The organism is Lactococcus allomyrinae, assembly GCF_003627095.1.
GTDB lineage: Bacteria > Bacillota > Bacilli > Lactobacillales > Streptococcaceae > Lactococcus > Lactococcus allomyrinae.
This window is the reverse complement of the sequence record NZ_CP032627.1, coordinates 57497-81762: the sequence shown is the minus strand read 5'-3', so window position 1 is coordinate 81762 and position 24266 is coordinate 57497. Positions and strand designations below refer to the sequence as shown.

At 37.4% G+C, this 24266-nt stretch carries 26 protein-coding genes, 1 pseudogene and 1 riboswitch; of the genes and pseudogenes, 4 read left to right on the top strand and 23 right to left on the bottom strand.

Annotated elements, in window-relative coordinates:
- Positions 1-6: 6 nt before the first annotated feature.
- The 8 genes and pseudogenes from D7I46_RS00475 to D7I46_RS00440 form a co-directional block, all read right to left on the bottom strand.
- The gene (locus D7I46_RS00475) at positions 7-1344 is read right to left on the bottom strand and encodes a cytosine permease (protein WP_120771087.1); all 1338 of its coding nucleotides are present in this window, start codon (positions 1342-1344) and stop codon (positions 7-9) included.
- 3 nt (positions 1345-1347) lie between these two features.
- Positions 1348-2100: a hydroxyethylthiazole kinase gene (thiM, locus tag D7I46_RS00470; RefSeq protein WP_120771086.1), complete on the bottom strand. Its 753-nt coding sequence runs from the start codon at positions 2098-2100 to the stop codon at positions 1348-1350.
- 84 nt (positions 2101-2184) lie between these two features.
- A riboswitch (TPP riboswitch) is annotated at positions 2185-2290 on the bottom strand.
- 121 nt (positions 2291-2411) lie between these two features.
- Positions 2412-3832 (bottom strand): annotated as a pseudogene (gene gndA, locus D7I46_RS00465) (NADP-dependent phosphogluconate dehydrogenase).
- A 551-nt stretch (positions 3833-4383) separates the two neighbouring features.
- Positions 4384-4971, bottom strand: a complete 588-nt coding sequence (locus D7I46_RS00460) for a YtxH domain-containing protein (RefSeq protein WP_120771085.1) — start codon at positions 4969-4971, stop codon at positions 4384-4386.
- A 315-nt stretch (positions 4972-5286) separates the two neighbouring features.
- The gene (locus D7I46_RS00455; RefSeq protein ID WP_120771084.1) at positions 5287-5706 is read right to left on the bottom strand and encodes a DUF948 domain-containing protein; all 420 of its coding nucleotides are present in this window, start codon (positions 5704-5706) and stop codon (positions 5287-5289) included.
- 576 nt (positions 5707-6282) lie between these two features.
- Positions 6283-7092, bottom strand: a complete 810-nt coding sequence (gene lgt / locus D7I46_RS00450; protein WP_120771083.1) for a prolipoprotein diacylglyceryl transferase — start codon at positions 7090-7092, stop codon at positions 6283-6285.
- Between the two features lie 81 nt (positions 7093-7173).
- Complete coding sequence (hprK, locus tag D7I46_RS00445) at positions 7174-8103, bottom strand: HPr(Ser) kinase/phosphatase (protein WP_120771082.1); 930 nt, start codon at positions 8101-8103, stop codon at positions 7174-7176.
- Positions 8104-8317: 214 nt separating this feature from the next.
- On the bottom strand, positions 8318-8494 hold the full coding sequence (locus D7I46_RS00440; protein ID WP_120771081.1) for a DUF3272 family protein: 177 nt from the start codon (positions 8492-8494) through the stop codon (positions 8318-8320).
- Positions 8495-8684: 190 nt separating this feature from the next.
- Between D7I46_RS00440 and D7I46_RS00435 the strand changes: the two genes are divergently transcribed.
- Complete coding sequence (locus D7I46_RS00435) at positions 8685-9284, top strand: GtrA family protein (RefSeq protein ID WP_240424456.1); 600 nt, start codon at positions 8685-8687, stop codon at positions 9282-9284.
- Positions 9285-9309: 25 nt separating this feature from the next.
- On the opposite strand, the gene D7I46_RS00430 is transcribed toward D7I46_RS00435, so the two are convergent.
- From D7I46_RS00430 to D7I46_RS00415, 4 genes are all read right to left on the bottom strand, one after another.
- On the bottom strand, positions 9310-9834 hold the full coding sequence (locus D7I46_RS00430) for a ClbS/DfsB family four-helix bundle protein (RefSeq protein WP_162930779.1): 525 nt from the start codon (positions 9832-9834) through the stop codon (positions 9310-9312).
- A gap of 184 nt (positions 9835-10018) precedes the next feature.
- The gene (locus D7I46_RS00425; RefSeq protein ID WP_120771079.1) at positions 10019-10912 is read right to left on the bottom strand and encodes a YihY/virulence factor BrkB family protein; all 894 of its coding nucleotides are present in this window, start codon (positions 10910-10912) and stop codon (positions 10019-10021) included.
- 419 nt (positions 10913-11331) lie between these two features.
- Positions 11332-12186: a methionyl aminopeptidase gene (locus D7I46_RS00420; protein WP_120771078.1), complete on the bottom strand. Its 855-nt coding sequence runs from the start codon at positions 12184-12186 to the stop codon at positions 11332-11334.
- Positions 12187-12678: 492 nt separating this feature from the next.
- A complete protein-coding gene (locus D7I46_RS00415) occupies positions 12679-13272 on the bottom strand; it encodes a TetR/AcrR family transcriptional regulator (RefSeq protein ID WP_240424455.1) in 594 nt (197 codons plus the stop codon).
- A 187-nt stretch (positions 13273-13459) separates the two neighbouring features.
- Here D7I46_RS00415 and D7I46_RS00410 point away from each other — a divergent pair, with 187 nt between their 5' ends.
- Both D7I46_RS00410 and D7I46_RS00405 read left to right on the top strand, forming a co-directional pair.
- Entirely contained in the window at positions 13460-14959 is a 1500-nt protein-coding gene (locus D7I46_RS00410; RefSeq protein ID WP_120771076.1) for an MDR family MFS transporter, read from the top strand.
- A gap of 441 nt (positions 14960-15400) precedes the next feature.
- Positions 15401-15847 carry a flavodoxin gene (locus D7I46_RS00405; protein WP_120771075.1) on the top strand — a complete coding sequence of 149 codons (447 nt, stop codon included), beginning with the start codon at positions 15401-15403 and terminating at the stop codon, positions 15845-15847.
- A gap of 45 nt (positions 15848-15892) precedes the next feature.
- On the opposite strand, the gene D7I46_RS00400 is transcribed toward D7I46_RS00405, so the two are convergent.
- Both D7I46_RS00400 and D7I46_RS00395 read right to left on the bottom strand, forming a co-directional pair.
- Positions 15893-16216: an inorganic pyrophosphatase gene (locus D7I46_RS00400; protein ID WP_120771074.1), complete on the bottom strand. Its 324-nt coding sequence runs from the start codon at positions 16214-16216 to the stop codon at positions 15893-15895.
- Positions 16217-16232: 16 nt separating this feature from the next.
- A complete protein-coding gene (locus D7I46_RS00395; protein WP_120771073.1) occupies positions 16233-16976 on the bottom strand; it encodes a TrmH family RNA methyltransferase in 744 nt (247 codons plus the stop codon).
- 291 nt (positions 16977-17267) lie between these two features.
- Here D7I46_RS00395 and D7I46_RS00390 point away from each other — a divergent pair, with 291 nt between their 5' ends.
- Positions 17268-17561 (top strand): acylphosphatase, encoded by a 294-nt coding sequence (locus tag D7I46_RS00390; RefSeq protein ID WP_120771072.1) that lies wholly within the window; start codon positions 17268-17270, stop codon positions 17559-17561.
- An 89-nt stretch (positions 17562-17650) separates the two neighbouring features.
- Here the strand turns inward: D7I46_RS00390 and D7I46_RS00385 are convergent, their stop codons facing one another.
- The 9 genes from D7I46_RS00385 to prfA all read right to left on the bottom strand — a co-directional run bounded on the left by D7I46_RS00385 (position 17651) and on the right by prfA (position 24253).
- Positions 17651-18253 (bottom strand): lysozyme family protein, encoded by a 603-nt coding sequence (locus tag D7I46_RS00385; RefSeq protein ID WP_120771071.1) that lies wholly within the window; start codon positions 18251-18253, stop codon positions 17651-17653.
- Between the two features lie 329 nt (positions 18254-18582).
- On the bottom strand, positions 18583-19833 hold the full coding sequence (gene glyA, locus D7I46_RS00380) for a serine hydroxymethyltransferase (RefSeq protein ID WP_120771070.1): 1251 nt from the start codon (positions 19831-19833) through the stop codon (positions 18583-18585).
- A gap of 288 nt (positions 19834-20121) precedes the next feature.
- Positions 20122-20724, bottom strand: coding sequence for an L-threonylcarbamoyladenylate synthase (locus D7I46_RS00375; RefSeq protein ID WP_120771069.1), 603 nt, complete (start codon positions 20722-20724; stop codon positions 20122-20124).
- Positions 20714-21076: a hypothetical protein gene (locus tag D7I46_RS00370; RefSeq protein ID WP_120771068.1), complete on the bottom strand. Its 363-nt coding sequence runs from the start codon at positions 21074-21076 to the stop codon at positions 20714-20716. Before D7I46_RS00370 ends, D7I46_RS00375 begins: the two co-directional genes overlap by 11 nt.
- Entirely contained in the window at positions 21073-21498 is a 426-nt protein-coding gene (locus D7I46_RS00365) for a GNAT family N-acetyltransferase (protein WP_120771067.1), read from the bottom strand. Before D7I46_RS00365 ends, D7I46_RS00370 begins: the two co-directional genes overlap by 4 nt.
- 101 nt (positions 21499-21599) lie before the next feature.
- The gene (gene prmC / locus D7I46_RS00360; RefSeq protein WP_120771066.1) at positions 21600-22421 is read right to left on the bottom strand and encodes a peptide chain release factor N(5)-glutamine methyltransferase; all 822 of its coding nucleotides are present in this window, start codon (positions 22419-22421) and stop codon (positions 21600-21602) included.
- Between the two features lie 28 nt (positions 22422-22449).
- Positions 22450-22701: a hypothetical protein gene (locus D7I46_RS00355; protein WP_120771065.1), complete on the bottom strand. Its 252-nt coding sequence runs from the start codon at positions 22699-22701 to the stop codon at positions 22450-22452.
- Complete coding sequence (locus D7I46_RS00350; RefSeq protein ID WP_120771064.1) at positions 22701-23180, bottom strand: YdbT family protein; 480 nt, start codon at positions 23178-23180, stop codon at positions 22701-22703. The genes D7I46_RS00355 and D7I46_RS00350 overlap by 1 nt, the downstream gene beginning before the upstream one ends.
- Entirely contained in the window at positions 23180-24253 is a 1074-nt protein-coding gene (prfA, locus tag D7I46_RS00345; protein WP_120771063.1) for a peptide chain release factor 1, read from the bottom strand. The genes D7I46_RS00350 and prfA overlap by 1 nt, the downstream gene beginning before the upstream one ends.
- Between the last annotated feature and the right edge of the window lie 13 nt (positions 24254-24266).

The window sequence follows — 24266 nt, the reverse complement described above, 5'->3', positions numbered from 1 at the left end:
ATTGTCCTACTTTCTAAGTGTTTTTGTCAACAAAAAGTAACTGAAACCTGCTAAAATCAAACTTTCAAAACTTGCTCCAATAACATCACTCACCATTGTCCATCGTTGAAATAAGTTATAAGCAAGTACACCAATTCCCCAAGAAATGACAGCAATCCAGTTAATTCCTTTATTGTACCAATAGACTCCACCTGCTTTATCCAATGCTGAAATATCATATTTTTGATTGTTAAGGATATAAAAATCAATCAAAAAAATAGGAATCACAGGAATCATTGTCATCCCAATTACCGAAAGAAATGCGGTAAAACTTGCTAAAAAACTATTGATGATAAGTGGGATAAATGAAATCAATGAAGCAAGAATGGTTACAATAACCAATGAACGATTGAAACTTGTTCTCTTAAAGATATTGTTATAAGCTGAACCTGCTGCTAACAGGCTGACTGCATTTGAGGTAGTTGATGTGATAACAATAACTAATAATGCCACCAAGCCTAGACCAAGTTTTGTTGCAACAACAGATGGATCTGAATTTTCTGGATTGAAGTTGTTCAAACTTAAAGCCATCGCAATCGTAGAAAACATACCGATTGAAGCGAACCACCATGTTCCTATATTTACACCGATAAAGGATACTGCAAGTGCTGCTTTTTTATTTTTAGCAAATCTTGAAAAATCTGAACCAGCCATTGCCCACCCAAGATTAAAAACTGCCAATGTATCAATAACTTTTCCAGAAGACATTTTGATATTTATTGCTGGCTTCCAATTTATCAACTGATGCCAAGAAAAATCATGAAAAACAACAATCATTTCCCAAAGCACTAAAATATAAATCAACCAAATCCCAAAACGTTCCAATATTCGAATTGATTTTTCTCCCATAGATACAGATAAAAGGTGTAAAATCATCATAATAAAGATTCCTGTACCAATGCTGATGTAAGCATTATTCGAATTGATTGCTGGAAATTTGAATAAGGCATTGAGCATCATAGCCATTGACACTGCCGCAATAAATGTGTTTGCCGCTGCCCAACCCATAAATTGAATAATGTTAATCATTGAAGGTAAAACTGAACCTCGAACTCCAAACGAAGGTCGAGTCAAATACATCGCGGGTAAACCTGTTTTATAGCCCATATATGCTGCAATAGATAAAAAAGCGTAAGACATCAATCCAACAATAACTAAATCAACCGATGCTGTCCACACACCTGCCGCAGCTATTACACCGCCTGTAAACCAAGTACCATTATTCGCATTTGCATTAACCCATGTTGCGAATGAATCCCATGCTCCTGCCGTTCTTCGCTCTGGTGAAACCTGTAAATCTTCCACTTTTTATTTTGCCTCTCTTGCTTTTTGATAAATTTCATCAAGAAATGCATTTATGAACATTCCTGGTAAATTCTGAACATCCTCTGTAGCCCGCACTCCTGCTTCGCCAAAAAATTTCGTTGCTTCATAAGCAGATTGGATAAGATTATCTGATACTGCCACAAAAGTTCCAATTGTCGCTGATAACATATCGCCACACCCTACATTTACCTTAAAAAGTGGGCTGTCAGTACTGACAAATAAGACTTTATTTCCGTCAGTAACAACATCCGTTTTCCCTGTTTGGACAATAATCGCTCCCGTTCTTTTTGCAGCAATTTTTGCATTTTCTGGACTTACTGTCAGCTCTAGTGCATCAATTCCTTTACTGACAACTTTTTTGTCAGCAAACCAAGCAATCTCTGCTGCGTTGCCGCGGATAATGTCAAAACTTACAGCATTTAACAGTTGGTTGACTACACTTGCACGGTAAGGAACATTAACTGCAACAGGGTCTAAAACTATCGGTTTATTCATTTGATTTGCCAATTGACAAGCTTTAAGAAATATTGGTCCATCAGCTTCACTGATTGTTCCAATATTGACTACTAGGGCATCCGCAATAGTAAGTAAAGACTCAATTTCTTGAATTTCCTTTGTCATTAAAGGTGATGCACCCAAAAAACTTATGACGTCAGCTACTCTTTGCGTGGTGACTTGATTTGCAAGGTTCAACACTAACGGTTTTACTTTTTGAATTTGTGTCAAAATAGACATAAAAAAACTCCTTTGTTTGCACAAGGAGGGATAATTAAAAAGAGAAAAATGATTTTCCAAATAATAGTTTAAAAGAAATATCCTTTGGAAATACATACACATCCCTACGCAAGTATTAACCTGATCAGGTCTGATGGTCTTTCTCAACTGACAGAATTTTTTATCATTGTCAGTACCCATTGTGCTTATTTTATTTATTTCGGAAGTAATTTAAAAACTTCGCACTTCACTCATTCATTGTAGCATATTTTCTCTCAGACATCAGATTTCCAAAATTATAAAAGAAAAAAGACTCCAAAAGGAGTCTATTTTTAGTCTTCTGTATACCAGTCGTAGTGGAAAATTCCAGGACGATCTGTACGTTCATAAGTATGTGCACCAAAGTAATCACGTTGTGCTTGAATCAAGTTAGCTGGAAGATTTGCCGAACGGTAACTATCATAATAGCTGATAGCTGATGTGAATGTTGGTACAGGAATACCAGATTGAACAGCAAGTGTTACAACATCACGGACAGATTCTTGATAACGTTTTGTGATGTCAATGAAGTAGTCATCAAGCAAAAGATTTTCAAGAGCATTATCTTTATTAAAGGCATCAGTAATATTTTGCAGAAATTCTGCACGAATGATACATCCAGCACGCCAGATTTGTGCAATGGTAGCATATGGAAGATCCCAATCGTACTCTTTAGAGGCTTGACGAAGCTGGGCAAAGCCTTGAGCATAACTCATGATTTTTGAGAAATATAGCGCTTGACGGATTTTTTCAACAACTTCTTTCTTATCGCCTGAGAAATTTGCTGTAGGTCCAGACAAAATACTGCTTGCTTTCACGCGTTCGTCTTTATAAGTTGAGATGAAACGAGCAAATACTGATTCGGTAATCAATGGCAATGGAACACCGAGGTCAAGTGCAGATTGTGATGTCCATTTACCTGTTCCCTTATTCCCCGCTTTGTCAAGAATAACGTCAACAATATAATTGTCCGTATCTTCGTCGTCCTTACGCTTCAATACTTCTTTAGTGATTTCAATGAGATAGCTATCAAGCTCTCCTTCATTCCATTCTTCAAAAATAGCTTGAATCTCAGCATTATCAAGTCCAATCACACGTTTCAGAAGATCATATGACTCTGCAATAAGTTGCATATCACCATATTCGATTCCATTATGAACCATTTTCACATAGTGACCTGCTCCATTTGGACCCATATAAGCCACACATGGTGCGCCATCTTGTGGAGCTTTAGCAGAGATTTCTTCAAGAATCGGAGCAACAAGTTCATACGCTTCTCTTTGACCTCCCGGCATGATTGAAGGTCCTTCTAAAGCACCTTTTTCTCCCCTGAAACACCTGTCCCAATAAAGTTAATTCCTGAATCGGCCAGTTCCGCATTACGTCGCATTGTATCTGGGAAATGTGTATTCCCACCATCAATTAGAATATCACCTTTATCCAAGTGAGGCAAAAGTGACTTAATTGTCGCATCGGTAGCGTTACCTGCTTGTACCATTAGCATGATACGACGAGGTTTTTCGATGGCTGCTACAAATTCTTCAACTGTTTTTGTGAGAACAAAATTCTTGTCTGGATGTTCGGCAACGACTTCTTCTGTTTTTGAAGTTGTCCGATTGAAAAGAGCAACAGTATAGCCACGTGACTCAACGTTAAGGGCAAGATTTTTCCCCATAACAGCCATTCCGACAACACCAAAGTTTGCTTGTGTCATTATAAAATCCTCCGGATTTATTTTTATATATACTAGTCCACTTTAAAATCCAGCAGGATTTTACTGGTGCTCACTACATTTGCAGACCTTTTGCTCTTGCTGTTTTGACAGCAAAACAAACGGACAGCGTAGTGAACCATTTCGCCTTGCTCCTTTAGCAGATTACGATTTGAACTTGCCACTTTGTAGGATGTAAGCAGCTTACGGATATGCTAGTTACTTACCTCTAATGGCTTACTGAAATCAACAATGTAGCAAAACGGAGATAGAGCGAAGAGATACCTGTGGTGTATAAACGAATGTAGACCGTTAGACCGTTCTAAAGAACGGCGCACGGAAGTGTGCAATATCAATCGTTGTTATTTTTTACAACGAATGAGCTATAGCTTTATTATATCGCAATTTTTTTCCAAATGCTATCTCTAAGTATGTAAATTTTTTACACAAAAAAGTCTGTCTAGGAAGTTCTACAATTTCAAATAGAACGACAGACTTTTTGTTAAGCAAATGTAATGGGTTGAATATGTAGTCTAATATGCTTTTCGCAACTATTACCACTCTTCTGATGTCAATTCTTTAGCTTTTTCAGCAATTTTATTTGCTTCTTCTGATAACTTTTCTGTATCAATTTCTTCTTTGACTTCTTCAACTTTGTCAGATGCCGCGTCAACAACATCCTCTTTTTTATCATTGAATTCTGCAGCGGCTGTTGCAACTTCATCAGAAAGATGGGACTCATCTTCATCAAAAAGTTCCTCACTGCTCAATTTTACAGTATTTAGTTTTTCTACGATTGCATCTCTAGTATCATTGAAAAAAGAGACAACACTTTCTTTTGAAAGTTCTCCTGAATCTACTTTTTCCTTAATCAAATCACGCTTTGAAATCAAATAATCTTTGGCCTTTTCTGCAGAAATTTCTCCTGTATCAAATTTTTCTTTAATTTCATTGAATTTATCTGTGGAAAAATCAACAGCGCTATCTTTAAGACTATTCAGCGTTTCTTGAGGATTCTCTTTGAAATCATCATATATTTTTCCTGCATCTTCGCGTAATTCACTTCCTTTTTTAGGAGCAAGGAAGAGAGCTGCAGCCGCACCAATTACGGCACCGACTAAAAATCCTGATTTTTTTGACATAAAATATCCTTTCTGTGTTGAGCTATCTTATTTAATTGGTTTTGATGCGCTTGAAATTAGTGAAAATAGACACTTCACTGTTGATTCGCTCTATCTCCGCTTTGCTACGTTGTCGATCTCACTAAGCCACTAGGTGAAACAACTAGCATATCCGTTGCTGCTTTAGCGCTAACGGCTATCCTATAAAGTGGCAAGTTCAAATCGCAATTGATTGAAAATGCAAGGCGAAATAGCAACTTCCAGAACCGTGCTTTCGCACGAACCTAAAATTTTCTAATTTTCATAATTTAAGAACGAGCGTCCCTCGCATCTTGATTATACAGTTTCTTTGCTTTCTTTAACTTTATCCTTTTTTACAAAGAATTTTTTGGCTGTTTTTGCAAGCACAACCGCTGAAGCTGAGCCTGCTTTTCTTCTTGAAGATGGTCTATTGATTCTAGCAACAAGTTTACGGCTTGATGTATTGATGTCTGAAATACTTTCCGATAAATCGGCAACTGCGGTAAACAAAGGGTCTATCGTAGCTACTTTACCGTTAACATCATCAAGTAAAGTATTTGCTTTTGCCATGATTCCGTCTGCCTGATGTAATAATACATCCACATCACTTGAAACCAACTTCACTGTACGATTTGCTTCTTCTACAACCTTTGATACTTTGTGAAGTACGATCACCAAAAAAAGTACCAACACCGCAAAAGCAATCGCAATGATTAATAATGCAATATTTCCCACAATTCCTCCTTTATCCAAGAGCTTTTGGGCTCTTGCTCACACCTGTTCTTCTCTAACTGAGTAGTCGAACGGCAAACATTTCACCTTGCACATGAATGAGAAACGAAAGACCTTCAAACTCATGCGCAAGTTTTAACTTCTAAATATCTATCCTATGATGAATTTGTCAGCAAAACAGTATAGATAGCACGTCTTGTTTATCGTCATGCAATCATAGGCTGGATACAAACTACCCAAATGAGGATGACTTAGAAATTAAACAATATCAAATCACATTTCATTCTCATGAAAGCGATTATTTTTTACTTTATTATAACAAATTATTTATTTATTTACTAACATAATCAGCTCAGATTTTGTCAGTAAATATACTCGTTCTAATTTAAAATCTGACAGTATTTTATACACTATGCGTTCATTTATTGCAGCTACACTTTCAAAACTAAAAATCGTAACCACTGTTTCTGCACATGATATCACTTTTTACAACAAATAAGTTGTAAAAAAGCTGTCAGTATACTGACAGCTTTTAATTTTCCAATTTGTCAGTCATTTCCTGAGAAATAACTTATAAATCTACTTTTCAACTTTTTTTAATCGGCGATTAATAAATAGTCCAATCCCTACTAAGACAAGCACTGCTGACAACCATTGTGAAACACGAGCAGGCCCTAGCATTAAACTGTCTGTCCGCATCCCTTCAACAGTAAAACGAACAATACCGTACCATACCAAGTAAAAGCTGAATATATCTCCACGTTTAAGCCATTTTAAACGATGGCGGAAAACAAGAACGAGGACAAAGCCACTCAATGTTCCAATACTTTCAAAAAGGAAAGTCGGCATCCGATAATGCCCGTCAATAAACATCTGATTACGGACAAACGAAGGCAGCCAGTCTAGATTAGAAACAACTTTACCGTAAGCTTCCTGATTAACAAAGTTTCCCCACCTCCCCATTGCTTGGGCAAGGAATACACCTGGCACTGTGATATCTAGCAAATCAAGCGGATGAATCATTCGATAATAACAGAAGACAAAAAGGACAATGGCACCCGCGATTAGACCCCCATATATCGCTCCTCCTCCATCCCACATTGCAATAATCTGGCTTGGATGTTGACTATAATAGCTCCACTCAAAAATGACATAATAGAGTCTGGCACCAACGATTCCTAGTGGAAAAGCAAAGAGAACAAAATCAATGATATCATCTGTAGTTAAGGATTGACCTGTAAGATTTTTACGACGTGGTGCTTCTTTACAAGCCATCCAAACTGCAATTGCAGCACCTGTCACAATAAAAATGGCATACCAGTGAATCGCAATAGGACCAAGTTGAAGCGCGACTTTATCAAGCGCTAAAAAGGGAAATAATTTATTCATTTTTTCTTATTTTTATTTCATTATTGAACTGACAAAAATCTGTCAGTAAATTTTATAGCCGTCAGTAAATTTGAAAAACTGTCAGTCTTCTTTATTTTGTGTAATCAGATTTGTCAAACGGTCTTCAAAGGTTTTTGTAGCATCAAATCCCATTTGTCTCGCTCTGAAATTCATGACCGCTGCTTCGATAATGACAGAAACATTTCGCCCAGTTTTTACTGGAATTCGAGTTTGTGGAAGCTCGACTTCCGAAAAAGTTACGATTGTCGGTGCATTACCAAGACGATCAAACTCTTTACTCGTATCATAATTTTCAAGATAAATTGCCATGTCAATGTCAGTTGCATCTTTTACAGCACCGGCACCAAAAAGACTCATGACATCAATGATACCAACCCCACGAATCTCAATCATATTTCGCAAGATTTCAGCTGGTTCACCAGCTAAAGTGAAAGCATCACGTTGGAACACGTCTACACGGTCATCTGCAACAAGTCGATGTCCTCTTTTGACCAATTCAAGACCCGTTTCAGACTTACCAATTCCGCTAGCTCCTTGAATAAGCACGCCCACCCCAAAAATATCCATCAGTACACCATGGACAGTGATACGTTCCGCCAACTTTTCATCTAGAAATGAAGTCAAAATAGAGTTCAAACGACTTGTCGCCTCACGAGATTGCAAAAGCACAATATCTGCTTTTTTTGCCGCAGCAACCATCTCATCAGGAATCTCAAGATTACGTGCAACAATGACCACAGGAGTCACATCCGTCATCACTTTTTTCAACAAATCATAACGATTATCTCCAACAATAGTCATCATATATGACCATTCTTTCATCCCAAAAAGTTGGATCCGTTCTGGAGTAAAATAGTCAAAATAACCCGCCATCTCAAGACCGGGTCTCATGATTTCCGAAGTCGTAATCTCTTTTTTCAGTGCTGTTTCCGTTGAATAAATCACATGAAAATGGATTTTATCAAGCAAATCCTGAACCGAAACTGTCATTATCGTTCTCCCTCAAAAGTTAAAATTTATGTTATTTTATATTGATCAATCAGCCAATAACACCTCTGTCAGTACTGACAGAATCTATATTCACCGTTTTGATACTTACTCAATCGTACAAAACTGACAAGTCTGTCTGTCAGCGCTTTTGTTATTTTCGTCAGCAAAAATTTTATAAAATACAAGTCCTACCATAAAAGAACTTGCCATACTGCTATTTCATCATTTCACGGATAACTTTATCTAGCTTATAAGCAATCGTCAACCGTCGAATGAGCAGCACACCAAAGAACGTGGCAAAAAACCAAGACCTAGTCATAAATGTCCAACTAAAAATCCAAGCTTCAACCACTGTCCCTATCATAAAAGAATAGAATCGTTGTTTAGGCATGCCTCTATTATAGCAGAAAAATTTTATAAAACCTATCTCGCAAATGCTGACAAAAATCATTAACGCTGACAAAAATTTTGAACTGCATTTTTAAGCATCAAACAACATTATTTTTGATTCTCTATAGATTTCGTTTCACCTATACTCACCTCTAGTATAAGTAAGTCCGATTACTTAGAACTTAGGGAAAATGGATAAAAAACAAAACGAAACCACTCTACAAGCAGTTCTACACGCCTTTGTCGCTACGCTGTCCATTATCTTATGCGCTAAAGCTCAAAGAACCAAATGGTATTGCTCTACAATTCTTGACGGCATTGCTCACATCTTGTATAATATCTTCATGAAAAAGATTATCTCACTTCTTAAAACTGAAGCAATAAAATATCTCATTTTTGGTGTTTTGGCTACGGCGGTCTATGCTCTAGTCAAATGGTTGACCTGGCAAGCTTGGCATTCTGGCTGGGCCTCAGAAACTGTTGCTCAATCTGCCAGTATTATCTTCGCTTTTTTTACAAATAAGTTCTTTGTTTTTCAACACAAATCATCGCACTTACTCAAAGATTTCATCAGCTTTGTTTCTGGTCGGTTAGTGCTTTTGTTTCTCGCTATCGTCGCCAACTGGTGGTTCATTGATACCCATCCTGAAATTTTGATGAACGCTTTTGGGATGGGGAAAAATCAAATGGTTGCTGACCTCAACATTTTCATCCAAGTTTTTACCATCGTTGTCAATTATATTTATTCAAAATTCATTGTCTTTCGAAAAACAAAAACTCCAGCTGATTAAGCTGGAGTTTTTTATCATTATGTTTTTATTTGGAAATCATCTCATTGACAATTACTTGATTTTGAATTTGTGCCATAAGCCATTTGTAATGGTTCGCTAATCCAGACATGGCATAATCCGCAATAGAAAGCGAACTTTTCCATGTGAAATAAACACATTTGAAAAGTTCATCCTCCGACATAGTTTCAAGCAAGGACATCGCTTTTTTATGCGTTTCTTTTGCTAACTGATAGGCAACCTCAAAGTCTGTATTTTGTTGTTTAATCCAAAGTTCTGAGCTCATATCACCGAAGAAATCCGCACGAAATGGACGAGTCGCACTCCGATTAGAACTTTCTAGCCAATTTACAAGACGATTTGCTCGCTCATACAAATGCATAAGCACACTCCGTACATTTGTATCACGGCGCCAGTTCGGTGTCATGGCATAATTAAAGCGGAAAGTAGCATTTTTGCTTTCTTCTGGTAAATCATCAACCAAATGAATAAGGTTATCAAAGTCATTTTGGATTGTTTGCAGTAGTTCTGCCTTAGCAGTCGGTGTTTTCATGATATTCTCCCTTCTTGAGTATCTCATTTGTTTTTATAAGATAAGTATACCACAAAAACATCAATATGCAAGTATTTTATTTACGAATGAAACTATACCAATTGCATACATAACCAAAAAATAAATTATAGATAAACTCTGATATTCATAACAAAAAACTTACTCAACTTCAAGTTGAGTAAGTCTATTTTCTAATTTCCTTGATAAATTCAACAATTTCTCCTCGACGTGTTTCAATCTCACCGAGTTTTGTTTTTTGATAAACTGCATTCAATATTGCTCCAATAATCAAAACTCGTGCGATAAAAATGAACCAAATCATCAATGCAAAAACAACCAGAGAACCAATTAATTTTAAGTCATCCAACTGATTGAGTGCGAAACTCACATATTTAGCAACCCAGTTTGTCAAGAAAACCAAAACAAAAGTTGAAAAAATCGTTCCCGGCATTGTATATCTTAATTTCTTTATCTTAACATTTGGCAAAATAAAATAAAGCATCATCAGAGATAAAAACGTTGCTACTGCGACAGCTGGCAAAGTCATATTATGCAAAGTATTATATAAGTTCCGATCAAAAGGAACAAGTTTATAAACATGTTCCAAAATCAACTGTCCGAAAGTAGATAAAGCAATCGCAAAATACAAAAAAAGTAAAATCGCAAGCCCTGCTACTAACCCAATAATTCGACTAATAATGAAATCTCTGTGATTAAATACTTCATAAGCTTTATTCATTGACATCTGTAAAGCAGATAAGGCTCTGGAAAATGTCCATAAACCTGCAATGACCGAAACAGACAGCAAACCTGTATTTCGTTGACTTAACAGACTATGAATTACCGGTTCCACACCATCATAGAGTTGCTCTGGAAGATTGTCTCCTAAAAAATGGAGCAAACCTGCAGTATCAATTTGTAAAAAAGGTAGGATATTACCAATAATTAAAACAAGAGGAAAAATCGCAAGCAGGAGATAGTATGCCACCGCAATAGAGGACAAACTCATCTCTGAACTCTTAAAAAAAGTCATAAAAGTACCGGTTAACTCACCGATTTTTTGTAGAATTTTTTTCATTTTTTCCTTTCATTCAAGATGTGAGAAAGGCTCGTTTAGAAATAATGAAAAATAGGAAAATTTTTGGTTCCGCGCTTGCGCAGGTTCAAAATTTTATCTTTTTTCACTTATTTCTAGCCTTCCGAACTCAATTCATTCAAGACGTGGGGATACTTATTCTGAAATGATGAAAAATAAGAAAATACAGTTTCGCATACAGTGCGGTTTTACATTTTATCTTTTTTCACTCATTTCGAGCGCCCCGAACTCAGTTATTCAAGATAGAAATCCAACTGTTATGGAATCCATAAAAAATATGTAATATTTGTCTCCGTGCTTGTGCAGATTCATTTTACAATTTTTTACTGACTTCAAGAAAAATGAAATCAGTTAAGTAAGATGTAAAAGGCACTCACTTAATTATCAATAAGTCTGTAGAGTCAGTATGTTCTTTCTTCTCCTTGACTTGTCAGAATTACTGGTCCATCTTTTGTAATAACAAATTGATGTTCATACTGGCAAGATAAGCTACCATCGAAGGTAACATATCCTCGTTCTCCGTCGTGGTCAATCTCCCAACCGCCTGTATTAATCATTGGCTCAATCGTCAAAACCATACCTTCACGCAATCGGAGTCCACGCCCAGCTCTACCATAGTGTGGTACCATTGGCTCTTCATGCATTGTAGGGCCAACACCATGCCCAACTAAATCACGCACAACACCATAACCACGGCTTTCTGCATATTCTTGTATCACTGCACCAATATCACCAATCCGGTTGCCAACCTTAGCTTGCTCAATCCCTAGATACAAACATTCTCTAGTGACATCCATGAGATTTTTCACTTCATCAGAAACGTCACCGACAGCGTAGGCCCAGCAAGAGTCTGCTACACCACCGCGGAATTCTTCTTGATATTTAACCATAGACTCCGCATCGTCAAAATCAAGCTTTGAGACATCAACGGAACCGTCTTCAACCAACCCAAGCACCATATCTACCTTGATTAAATCTCCTTCTTTGAGGATGACATGACGTGGGAAAGCATGGGCAACTTCGTCATTTAAACAGCAACAAGTGGCATAAGGAAAAGGATTGTAATTTCCTTCATCTACACCAATTTGTAGGGGTAAGACATTTTTATCTTTACAAACTTTGCGAACGTACTCTTCAATTTCCCACATATCGATACCAGGTTTGATGATTTCACGCAGACCAATATGGATATCCGCCAAAATTTTGCTACTGCGCGCCATTTGCTCGATTTCACGTTGTGATTTTAATGTAATCAATTTTACTTTCCTTTTTATTTAAGATGCGAGGAACGCTCACTTTGAAATGATGAAAATAGAAAAATACAGATTCACACATAGTGCGGTTCCGGATTTTATTTTTTTCATCATTTCAAGCGCCCCAAACTCAATTTTAAGATATGAGTAGTGTTTGCAAAAAACTAGTGATTTGTTGCTCAACTTGACGCTTTAGCCTCTTATAAAGTGTCAACAGCATAGTCACAAAGGGCAAAAATAATAAATCGAACGTTTCTCCAATTTATCTCATTGTCCAGCTTTTAGCGCACAGAACTCTGTGGTTTAAGTTTTATGTTTTGAAGTAATCCATACTTCATTAGAGGATAAATTTTCATTTACTTAGGGTTTTGAATCCTTGTGAAGATAGTATTTATCAGCTTTATCTACAAGAACTTCCTCTAACAATCATGAACCTTTTCAAAATTATTCGAATGCTAAATACACTCCATTTTACCATAAAATGCGACTTAATCGTTAGTTTTTCATATAGAGAGGGATGAGAACATCATCAACAAGTTCTATGATTTGTTCATCGCTCATCGCTTTCCCTGTCAGCATGATATTGTAACGTGATAACTTAAAGGAAATCAGTTTGGTTTCCTGTTTAATATTTTCACGCGCTTCTCCACGCTCTTGTGCCCGTGCTAATATGCGCTCAATGATGATGAGGTTATTTTCTGTAATATCTCCGACTGTGCCTTCAAAAAAATTTTTACCCTGAGCCTGCTCAAAGAAAATATAAGGCAAAAAATTTTTAGGAAAGCGAGTAGAATTGTCTCTCATAAAACTCAGCATAGCAAGCAAATCTGAACGCAGAGCACCTGTGTTAAAAACCTGCTCAATAACTGAACCTTCATAACGTTCATCTCGCTCAACATGATAACGTGCTGCTTGATAAATCAACTGAAAAGTGTCTTCAAAATAACGATAAAGTACACTTCTCGTTGTATGTGCTTTACGCGCAACATTTTGAAAAGTCACTTCCTCAAATCCTTTATTTTCAAGTATCTCTACTGTTGCCTCAAAAATTGCATTTTTGAGTTCATCACCTCTTCTTCTTTGAGCCATCTTTCTACTCCTATTCATACATTTTGTACCTTATTTAATATTATATCTTATAAATATCTTTTTTTCAAAACAAAAAATTAGATACGAGTTGTACTTAAATCTTGACAAAGTTATTTTAGAGGTTTATAATATCATTTGTAAACAAAAGATACATTTTGTATCTAAAAAACAAATGGAGATTTTAAAAATGGCAGATAAAAAAGATAAATTGCCAAAAGAAGTCACGCGTACTGCATGGGTTCTTGTGATCGGAGCTCTTGCTCCCATGCTTGATTCAACAATGGTTAATATCGCTATCAATAAGCTACAAACTGACCTTAACACTTCGCTTAATATGATTCAGTGGGCGATTACAGGTTATGTCCTCGCGCTTGCCGTCGCTGTACCAGTCTGTGGCTACATGGTCAATCATTTTAATGGTAAAAAAGTATTACAATGGTCAATCATCGCCTTTGGCGCTTTCAGTTTTCTTTCTGGACAAGCTTGGAACATTGAGAGCTTCATTGCTTTCCGCGCAGTGCAAGGGCTATCCGCTGGATTCATCACACTACTCATGACAACCTTACTCATGGGTGTCGCACCAAAAGGACGATTTGGTGAGCTAGTTGCTATTATTTCGACGCCAATCATTCTTGGTCCTATCATCGGGCCAGTCCTTGGTGGTTTCATCGTACAGGATGCAAATTGGCATTGGCTTTTCTATGTTAATGTTCCTGTTTGTATCGTTGCTGTTTTGCTCAACATTTTCTTTTTACAAGACTTTAAACCGATGAATCCTGAAAGTAAACTGGATTGGTTTGGTACAATTCTTCTTGCTGGTGGCTCAATCGGTCTGATTTACGGGATTATGAAAGGCTCTGAAAACGCAAAAAATTTCTTTAATAGCCAAATGTTGATTTCTTGCAGCATTGGTGTAGCTTGTCTTATCATCTATGCTATTTACAATCATCTGCGGCATGATGAAACAGTGTTGCCCCTGCGCTTCTTCAAAGTCCGCAACTTTACGGCTGCCAATGTCGGCATTTTCCTTGCTGGGATTGCTTCAAACGGTCCTATGCTTCTGCTTCCCCTTTTCTTCCAAAATACAAAAGGCTTTACAGCGATTGATGCTGCGCTTATGCTTATTCCGCAAGGAATCGGGATGTTTATTGCCCGGCCTACAATTGGTAAATTAATCGACCGAATCGGTGCACGTCCTGTTGTTTTAGTCAGTTTATTGATTTCTCTCGTTGGCACTGTACCATTCATTTTTGTTCATGAAAATACAAGTTTGATTTGGCTTGGTGCGGTACTCTTTGTCCGTGGTATTGGTATTGGTGGTTTGCAAATGCCAATGATGACTGATATTTTCATCGGATTGGATAAAAAAGATATTGCAGGTGCTTCTGTCGGTCAACGGATTATTCAAAATGTGGGTTCTAGCTTTGGCTCAGCAGTGATTTCAGCTGTCGTAACAGCTGTCGTGACTTCAGAGATTGCTGGACATATGACGACAAAACTTCATCAATTAGCCGCTATGCATACGACTTTAACACCAAGCGTCATCGCTACGGCTAAAAAATCCGTTGAAACAGCCGTTACCCTAAACGGTTACCAAATGGGATTTTTGGTAAGTTGTATCGTCCTTGTAGCTATTGCAGTCCCTGCCCTCTTTCTATCAAGTGCTAAATCGAAAGCTAGAGGATAGTTTACAATATTGATTTTGCATAAATTTTGCTATAATTGAGTTCACAACACCAGAAGTTATGATACAACCTGATAGCTCTGCTATCAGGTTCCCTTGTTCCTGAAGTCTAACCACTATCTCCGCTTCGCTGTCCACTCTCGCTAAGTGGCTAAAGCCACAAGTCGAGTCGCAAAGCGCTAAGACCCTAGGGCATGAAAAAATAAAAATAGAACCTGCTTTACGAGCAGACCTCCGCGACTTTGTCGCTTCGCTGTTCTTTTGTTTAGCAACTAGAGCAGCTAGAGCAAAAGGAAACCTAAAATTTCCCTATTTTTCATTATTTCTGGACAGTCGGACTCACATCTTGGTATAATAGTAATGAGGTAATTAGATTCGGCTGTATTTGATGAAACAGCACTAAATGCTTTGATTCATTTCACATTTATAAGGAGAAGATATAAAATGCCTTTAGCAAAAATTGTTTATGCAAGTATGACAGGAAATACAGAAGCCTGTGCTGATATTGTAGCAGATAAACTCGAAGAGTTAGGATGGGAAGTCGAGCTTGATGAATGTACTTCTGTAGATGCAGAAGATATGACTGATGCCGATCTCTGTATTGTTGGAACTTACACTTATGGAGATGGCGAACTTCCTGATGAAATCGTGGACTTTTACGAAGAATTAGCAGATGTTGACTTGTCTGGAAAAATCTATGGCTGCTTTGGTTCTGGCGATACATTTTATGATGATTTTTGTATCTGCGTGGATATGTTTGAAGCACAATTTGAAAAGACTGGTGCAACAAAAGGTGCTGAACTTGTTCGTGTTGATTTATCACCTGAAGATGATGATGAAACCAATCTTGAAGCATTTGCTGAAACTCTAAGTTCACATTTTGACTTGTAAATTAATTTAAAAATTCTGTCAGTATGCTGACAGAATTTTTTTGTCTTACAATAATTCAATTTCGCTGTCGAAATATTGCTCCATGAAGTAAGTTTGAGCGAAAATTTCTTCTTTTGTAAACGTTTCATGCTCACTCGTCATGACCCACTTGTCCTCAACATCGTTTTTTCTGTGGATGATAGCAGTCAGCTTGCCCGTAAATTCTGTCAGTGGGATTTGATTTTCTGTAAGTCGCGACAGAATATAAACATCTTGCTCCTCATCGTCACCAGCGATAAGTTCAGGCACGTAACCATAATTTACAGGATAAATCGTACCGTGATGATTGTGGCCGATTGGTCGGTCAATTTTTATAGTGTAAAGTTTCACTTTTTCTCCATGATTTTTACAAACTAAACATCAAAATTCCTGCGGCAACAGCGACATTAAGCGATTCAGCCTGACCTGGCATCTCAATGTGCACAAGAACATCCGCTTGCTCGGCTGCAAAATCTGACACACCTGCGCCTTCATTTCCCATGACAAGAGCAAACCGATGGACTTTGACTGACTGATAAGGCACAGAATTTGCTGACAAAGTTGTTGTCAGTACTGACAAGCCTGCTTTTTTTAACTGTCCAAATAGTAAACTTGACTCCATCTGTACTACAGGAAAATGAAAGTTTGAGCCTTGCATCGAGCGCATGACTTTTGCGCTGTAAATGTCTGCGGTATTTTCTGAAAGGATAACGCCTGAAAAGCCAGCAGCATCAGCTGTTCGTACCATCGTTCCAACATTTCCAGGGTCTTGGACATTTTCTAACACTAAATATTTTGATCCTGAAAAGTCAATCTCCGTCTCACATTTTTTGACTTCAGCAATAATACCTTGTGGGCTCTCACTATCCGCAAGTGACTTCAAAACTTCTCTTGACACCATATCTACTGATAGATTTTCTGTCAGTACTGGTGAAAGTTTGTCAAATTTTCCTTCTTCTACAAATATCTGTAAAATCTCAGTCCCAGCTTTTACAGCTTCTTCAAACAGATGAAAACCCTCAATTAAGTATGAATTTTTTCGATATTTTTTTGTCAGCAACTTACGTGCTTCTTTTACTTTTTTATTATCTTTTGACGTGATGATTTCCATTCATTCATTTTAACAAATTTTTACAAAAAGTGCTGATCATTTTCTCACCTCTCTCATTTATCGCTTTAAGATAAGCTGGAAGTACCGCTATTTTCAGATTTGAGATGAATCTTTGAAATTCAATAAAATTTGCCAACGGTGCAATAAGCTGTGTACGAATTACGGTTTGAACTTCCGAATTTATAGGATAGCCAGTAGGGAAATAAAAATTTCGAACTTTTAGAGATTTCTTTAAGTATGATATAATGAAATCAAGATTTTAATATGAGAACGATTACAGGAGGTTTCCAAATGTTCAAAATAAAAGTGATTGTTTCTGGACGTGTCCAAGGTGTTGGTTTTCGGTACTTTGTCATCATGATAGCACGCGAGTTAGATATTTTAGGACGAGTGTGGAATAATGATGACGGTACTGTCGGTATCTATGCACAGTCAAGTCAGCGGGAAAAGCTTGACCAGTTCATCTCAATTATCCGAGGTGAAAAATCAGGTAAACGAAAACTCCCCATGTTTGCAAAAGTAAGCTACGTCGATGCTACTCCAACTCACTTTGAAGATTTTGTAGATTTTAATATTAAATACTAGTTTATTTCTTCAACTCAAATCAAAAAACCAAGAAAACTTATTTTCTTGGTTTTTTGATTTTAAACAACGCTAACTCAACCTATCATTGTTTACCAATCTAATAAATTGATTAAAAACATATTCCATTCAACTTCTTTAGCATAAAAAATATTTCCACCATTTGTGTAAAGTTTACCTTGATTGTACCACAAAGAATCCGGCGTAATATGATAATAAGTTTCACCAGTAGTATTTCCTAAACTTGGGGCAACCACATCACGAGAATAAGCTTTAGATAATGCAATTGTATTTTTCCCTCCATGATTCGCAATGTAATCAACATAAGCTTTACCATAGTTGTAAGCCTGAACTCCCGTCCAAACATCTACTTTTTTTTCAGAAGCATACTCTAGAACTTTGGAGAGATTTGAAATCCCTTGTTGGATACTTTCATTCTCATTTGAAATATCATTTGCTTTCGCTCCAAGACTCTCACTAGATTGCATCACGTCTGCCGATTTTCCCTTAGTTTCAGTATAAATAATGGCAAGTGCCAACTTCGTATCACCACTCAACCCTTGAGCAGCAAGATTTTTACTCACTGCACTCTCATAACTCATCACATGCTTGACATTTTCATGTGCTCTATAAACATAAAAACCGGCGAGTACTACAAGTACCAGCATCATTAAACCCACGAATTTTTTAAACATTATCACTTACCTAGTCTTTCTGACTGCTTTAAGTTAACTGTTCCTTTAGAACACCGCCAACCTCTCACATTTAACTCCGGTCAATAGCACCAAAGTTATTTTACATTACTAGCCCATATCAATATTTTCTAGCAGTCATTCTCAATTAAAATTTACATTCGTTAGTATAACAATTTTAGCTTAAAATCATCTTAGATTTTGAGCTAAAATCAAAAAAAGATGAAGCAAAGTTATTCTACATCGCTTTGCTTTTTTATCATTTTCTCTGCGTAAAATCACAAATGAATTCAATCTTGTAACTCATTTGCTACAAGAACTTTGACTTCATTTTAATACAAAGGGAATTGATTTGTCAAGTCAAGTACTTCTGCTCGTACTTCATCTAAAATCGCCTCATTATCGTGATTAACCAAAGCTTTTGCAACCAATTTTGCAACTTGTCTAGCTTCATTTTCCTTGAATCCCCGTGAAGTAATCGCAGGAGCACCGATTCGTACACCAGAGGTCTTAAAAGGTGACAAAGTTTCTGCCGGTATTGCTTCCTTATTCAAGGTAATATGCACAGAGTCAAGAAGTTCTTGGGCTTCTTTGCCGTTGATACCGAGGTCTAAAACCTTCAAGTTTAATAAATGATTATCTGAACCTCCAGCAATTAAGCGAAGACCCGGAATAGTTGCAAATTCTTCAGCCATCGCTTGAGTATTTTTTATCACTTGTTCAATATAAGTTGTAAATTCAGAATCCAGTGCTTCTTTAAATGCTACTGCTTTAGCTGCAATAACGTGTTCCAAAGGGCCACCTTGTGTACCAGGGAAAATTGCAGAATTAATTTTCTTAGCCAAATCCTCATTATTCGTCAAAATCATCCCACCACGAGGACCACGCAAAGTTTTATGCGTCGTTGTTGTCACAATGTCTGCATAGGGAACAGGACTAGGATGTGCACCAGTCGCAACTAATCCCGCGATATGAGCCATATCCACCATCAATTTTGCACCAACTTTATCCGCAATTTCACGAAATTTTGCAAAATCAATCACACGAGAATAAGCTGAAGCGCCAGCAACAATAAGTTTTGGTTGAACTTTCTGTGCAATTTTAAGAATATCATCGTAGTCCAAAAGTTCTGTTTCAGGATTAACACCGTAAGAAACAAAATGATAGGTTTTACCAGAGAAATTTACTGAAGCACCATGTGTCAAGTGTCCACCAGCGTTCAAATCCATTCCCATAACGGTCTCACCTGGTTGTATCAATGCCATATAGGCTGCAGCATTTGCCTGTGAACCTGAGTGTGGTTGAACATTAGCAAACTTGCAATCAAAAAGTTCCTTAGCACGCTCAATCGCGAGATTTTCTACAACGTCAACCGCTTCTGTTCCACCATAATATCGTTTACCTGGATATCCTTCTGCATATTTATTTGTCAAAACTGAACCTTGTGCAGCGAGAACTCCCTTAGAAACAATATTTTCTGAAGCAATCAGTTCAATATTTTGTTGCTGACGCACTTCTTCTGCGTGTATTGCCTCCCAAAGTTCTGGGTCATATGCTTTATAGTCTTCCTTATCGTAAATCATAGTCTCTCCTTTAAAATGTGAGCCCAACTATTTTGAAAGGCTGAAAAATACCACTTGGCACTTGCTATTACTTTTAGCGCATAAGCCAATGGATGCGTAGTAGTTACACTACGGAGATAGGAAAATGTGGAAATGGACAGTGTCCACTAGAACATTTTATCTTTTTCATGCCATTCAAAGAGGACGAACTCAATTCATTACATCATGAACTTATATCGCTAAGCCCTGATTGATAATACTATTATATCGGGTCTAACATCCATTTCCAAATCTTATAACCGGAATTCACTAAATAATTTTAGAAAGTTCGGGAATAGCGAATAAAAGTTCCTCACGTGTGATTGCGCCTTGACGTAAAATTTTAGGATACTCTCCTGTCAAATCAATAATAGTCGTATCTAAGCCATAAACACTATCATCCTTTATCGCCACTGTTGCATTTTTCAAAATCTCTTGACTTAAATCTGAGAAAAAGCGCGGACTAGGTTCTCCAGTCAAATTCGCAGATGGTCCAACTAAAACCCCAACTTCATTTATAATGTTCTGAGTCGTCGAAATAGCTGGCATTCGAAAGCCAACTGTTGTTTTCCCAATATGAATCCATTCCGGAACATTTTCAGAAGCCTCCAAAATGATTGTTAATGGTCCTGGCAAAAATTCTGAAACCATTTTTTCAAGATAAGACGGCTGATTTTTGCTGTATTTCAAAATAGTATCAAAGCTTGAAACGTTCATATTAAGCGCTTTTTCTGTCGGACGCCCCTTTACTGCATAAAGTTTTTTGACCGCTTGCTCCTGTGTCGCATCAGCAAATAACCCATAAACTGTTTCTGTCGGGAGGATTACAAGTTCTCCACTCTTTAGCCCATTTATTGCTTTTTCAGTTTGCATTTTTACCCGTTCTCCGATTTCTCGCTGCTTCTCGATTCACTTGGTTCTGCTGTTTTTCCTGTTTTTTGTTTAACTGTTTAGAGAGTTGTTTTTCTTTGGCAACCATCGCGATAACGATTTTCATAAATTCCTCAGGAACATGGTAGGGATGACGAAAAATTTTACCTATGACACCAATTTTTGCTCCATCAGCAGTTTTAATTTTTTTAATATAACTTGTCAGCATCATTTTGGCAAATGTTAATTCCTCGGTAGCCATTTCAATCTCGTTTTCATTAATCATTCGCTCAAGAATCGCAAACTCTCGTTGTAACGCCATTCCTTCTTCACGAAATTCTTTTTCTATTGTCATGTTAATTCCACTTTCAAGTAAATATTATCAATCAATTCCCGACCTTTGTCAAAAACACGCTCTCCATATTTTTCAGGAAAGTAATTTTTTACACGTTTGAAGGCTGTAAAACCACATTTCTCATAGAATTTTGCAGTGTATTCATCTGTGCGTACAAGTAAAGTCTGACCAGAATATTTGCGACAGAGTTCTGTCATAAAATTTTTACCAAAACCTCTTCCTTGAAAAGGGACAGCAATTGCAAAATTTTGAATTTCATAGCTACCATCCTCTTCCTTAGTCAATAAAGCAACGGCTTTGTCTTCAAAGACATACAGCTCTCCTCGTTCAAGATAATTTTTGATGAACTCTGGACTGTCAGCAAGTGCGAGCAACGGTAAGAAATCTTGTTTGTGTTCTGTGATAAGCTTTAGTTGCATCATTCTTTTCACCCCGTTTTATATCAGTTTTGATTTGTACTTTGGTAGGCTATAATCCCGTTTTGTCCCATGAAAGTATGCAACTATGCCTTAACTCCATCATGTCATTTCACACTAATCATTCTATCTTTACCAAAAATATCCTGATGAACACTCACCGTTTTGTCAGCAAACTGTTTTTGAAAGAGCTGGCTGACAGCCTGCCCTTGTTTATACCCGATTTCTAGATAAATTCTACCATTTTCTGTCAGCACTGACGGAGCTTCTTTAGCAATTTTTTTGTAAATGGCTAGACCCATATTCTCTGCAAAAAGCGCAGAGTTCGGTTCATATTTAATGACAGAATCATCCACTTCATCTGTATCAGAAAATGCAATATATGGCGGATTTGACACAATAATATCAAATTTTTTCCTCTCCATAAACGCTGACAGAACATCAGATTTCGTAAAATGAACACTGACAGCATTTCTGTCAGCATTTTCTGTCGCCACACTCAGCGCATCACTAGATAAATCAGAGGCCTCAATAAGCCAATTTTTTCTTTTACTTGCGAGTGCCACTGCGATTGCTCCCGAGCCTGTTCCAATATCTAATACTGACAAACATTCATTCTCATCATTTTCTGACAAGATGAGCCGCACCAACTCTTCTGTTTCTGGTCTAGGAATGAGGACTCGCCCATCAACTTTAAAGCGCAAATCACAAAATTCTGTCCAACCTACAATATACTGAGGTGGTTCATTATTTTTCAGACGCTTTGCCAATTCTGTCAGCACTGACCGCTCGCTATCAGTGATTTCTTGCCGCTGTAAGTTGAGCCAGTCCAATTTTGTCAGCTCATATAAGTTTCGATAAACAAATTCCAAAGCAAAGGGTTCTTCCAAATCTGCTGACAGCATACGCACTGTCTCAATCCACAACATTTTTAAGTCTTCCTTTCCTTATCATTAATCAAAAACCTCTAGATTTCCAATAGGCTTCATCTTTTTCAGGACAATAAGGTCTTCCTTGAAGCATAACGCGCTCCTTTATCTCTGTCAGTTCTGACGCAATCTCGTCAGTTAATGATGTCTGCATAAAGTTTAACCATTCTTCCTTAGAAAGCTGATGGCGTTCACGATAAATCCGCTCAATCGCGAGAGAATCCGACCCATTCACAACCAACTCAACCTGCAGTCCACCAATCCAATGAATAATCCACATTACCTAATTTTTACCATCTTCTTTCCCATGTGATGCTTATGCCACTCATCAGTCAATACTACCCAAACATTCAGGCTATCTTCACGCAACTTTTTTGAATTTAAGCCAAAAATCATCTTTCCCTCTCTATCAATAAAAATTAAACTTTCATGCGTATTTTCTCCACGTTGTCCAAGATTTTGAGTACTATCCACAAGTTCAATGCCAGCAATTTCAGACCACGAAACTACTTTATACTTTTTAAACCCATAATAAACGCAGCTTGAATCATAAGAAAGAATCGGAGTAACTCTATATTTAAAACTGGAAAATGAAACAAAACTCCCTAAAGGGAGACAAACGATGCTAACTATCGCCAGTGCAATGATATATAAAACATTCGTCGAAAATAACAATAGATATCCTAAAAAAATCAAAGGTACCACAACCGTTAAAAACCCAAATATAAAATTCCCCCACCATTTTTGGTAAAATTCCATTATTTATTCAACTCTTCCAATTTCTTCGTTTGGTCATAAACAATCAAAGCATCAATAATCTCATCCATCTTCCCAGATAAAATCGTATCCAACTTTTGTAAAGTCAATCCAATCCGATGATCTGTCACGCGGTTTTGGGGAAAATTATAAGTCCGTATCCGCTCCGAGCGGTCACCCGTTCCGACAGTCGCTTTACGCTCTGTATTTTGTTTATCCAACTCAATCTGTTGATAGTAATCAAAAACCTTAGTATTAAGCAGTTTAATCGCTTTATCTCGATTTTTTTGCTGTGTCCGTTCTTCCTGCATCTCAACTTTTATCCCTGTTGGCAAGTGAACCATACGTACCGCAGTCGCCACTTTATTGACATTTTGTCCACCAGCGCCCGATGCGTGATAAATATCCACTCGCAAATCTTTAGGATCAATGGTCAGCTCAAACTCCTCTACCTCAGGCATAACAAGCACCGTTGCCGTCGAAGTATGCACGCGTCCTTGCGTTTCAGTCACAGGTACACGCTGCACACGATGCGCACCAGATTCATACTTCAACTTGGAATACACACTGTTTCCAGAAATTAAGGCAGATACCTCTTTATATCCACCAATTCCCGTCACATTCGCCTCCATAATCTCAAAATTCCAGCCTTGTGCTTCTGAATATTTCTGGTACATATTGAGCAAATCACCCGCAAAAAGCGCGGCTTCATCTCCACCAGCAGCTCCACGAATTTCCAAGATAATATTCTTACCATCATTAGGATCTTTAGGCAAAAGTAAAATCTTGATGCGTTCTTCAAGCACTTCTTTTTGAGATTTAGCATACGAAAGTTCTTCTTTGAGCATTTCTTTCATCTCATCATCAAGACCGCTCTCACCCAACATTTCCTCACTATCAGAAATCGTTTCAAGAGTCTTTTTATATTCATTATAAGCTGCGACCTTATCACGCAAATCTGCTTCTTCTCGTGATAGCGCCATAAAACGCTTCGTATCACTGACTACCTCAGGGTCAGACAATAACTCTCCCAACTCCTCATATCTTCCAATCATTGATTCTAATTGATCAAACATTTTTCCATTTTCC

What these genes read in the sequence shown, in the direction of transcription:
- thiM (WP_120771086.1), bottom strand. Translation starts at nt 2,100, where the DNA reads ATGTCTATTTTGACACAAATTCAAAAAGTAAAACCGTTAGTGTTGAAC.
- D7I46_RS00460 (WP_120771085.1), bottom strand. Translation starts at nt 4,971, where the DNA reads ATGTCAAAAAAATCAGGATTTTTAGTCGGTGCCGTAATTGGTGCGGCT.
- lgt (WP_120771083.1), bottom strand. Translation starts at nt 7,092, where the DNA reads ATGAATAAATTATTTCCCTTTTTAGCGCTTGATAAAGTCGCGCTTCAA.
- hprK (WP_120771082.1), bottom strand. Translation starts at nt 8,103, where the DNA reads ATGACAGTTTCGGTTCAGGATTTGCTTGATAAAATCCATTTTCATGTG.
- D7I46_RS00440 (WP_120771081.1), bottom strand. Translation starts at nt 8,494, where the DNA reads ATGCCTAAACAACGATTCTATTCTTTTATGATAGGGACAGTGGTTGAA.
- D7I46_RS00435 (WP_240424456.1), top strand. Translation starts at nt 8,685, where the DNA reads ATGGATAAAAAACAAAACGAAACCACTCTACAAGCAGTTCTACACGCC.
- D7I46_RS00430 (WP_162930779.1), bottom strand. Translation starts at nt 9,834, where the DNA reads ATGAAAACACCGACTGCTAAGGCAGAACTACTGCAAACAATCCAAAAT.
- D7I46_RS00425 (WP_120771079.1), bottom strand. Translation starts at nt 10,912, where the DNA reads ATGAAAAAAATTCTACAAAAAATCGGTGAGTTAACCGGTACTTTTATG.
- D7I46_RS00415 (WP_240424455.1), bottom strand. Translation starts at nt 13,272, where the DNA reads ATGGCTCAAAGAAGAAGAGGTGATGAACTCAAAAATGCAATTTTTGAG.
- D7I46_RS00410 (WP_120771076.1), top strand. Translation starts at nt 13,460, where the DNA reads ATGGCAGATAAAAAAGATAAATTGCCAAAAGAAGTCACGCGTACTGCA.
- D7I46_RS00405 (WP_120771075.1), top strand. Translation starts at nt 15,401, where the DNA reads ATGCCTTTAGCAAAAATTGTTTATGCAAGTATGACAGGAAATACAGAA.
- D7I46_RS00395 (WP_120771073.1), bottom strand. Translation starts at nt 16,976, where the DNA reads ATGGAAATCATCACGTCAAAAGATAATAAAAAAGTAAAAGAAGCACGT.
- D7I46_RS00390 (WP_120771072.1), top strand. Translation starts at nt 17,268, where the DNA reads ATGTTCAAAATAAAAGTGATTGTTTCTGGACGTGTCCAAGGTGTTGGT.
- D7I46_RS00385 (WP_120771071.1), bottom strand. Translation starts at nt 18,253, where the DNA reads ATGTTTAAAAAATTCGTGGGTTTAATGATGCTGGTACTTGTAGTACTC.
- glyA (WP_120771070.1), bottom strand. Translation starts at nt 19,833, where the DNA reads ATGATTTACGATAAGGAAGACTATAAAGCATATGACCCAGAACTTTGG.
- D7I46_RS00375 (WP_120771069.1), bottom strand. Translation starts at nt 20,724, where the DNA reads ATGCAAACTGAAAAAGCAATAAATGGGCTAAAGAGTGGAGAACTTGTA.
- D7I46_RS00370 (WP_120771068.1), bottom strand. Translation starts at nt 21,076, where the DNA reads ATGACAATAGAAAAAGAATTTCGTGAAGAAGGAATGGCGTTACAACGA.
- D7I46_RS00365 (WP_120771067.1), bottom strand. Translation starts at nt 21,498, where the DNA reads ATGATGCAACTAAAGCTTATCACAGAACACAAACAAGATTTCTTACCG.
- prmC (WP_120771066.1), bottom strand. Translation starts at nt 22,421, where the DNA reads ATGTTGTGGATTGAGACAGTGCGTATGCTGTCAGCAGATTTGGAAGAA.
- D7I46_RS00355 (WP_120771065.1), bottom strand. Translation starts at nt 22,701, where the DNA reads ATGTGGATTATTCATTGGATTGGTGGACTGCAGGTTGAGTTGGTTGTG.
- D7I46_RS00350 (WP_120771064.1), bottom strand. Translation starts at nt 23,180, where the DNA reads ATGGAATTTTACCAAAAATGGTGGGGGAATTTTATATTTGGGTTTTTA.
- prfA (WP_120771063.1), bottom strand. Translation starts at nt 24,253, where the DNA reads ATGTTTGATCAATTAGAATCAATGATTGGAAGATATGAGGAGTTGGGA.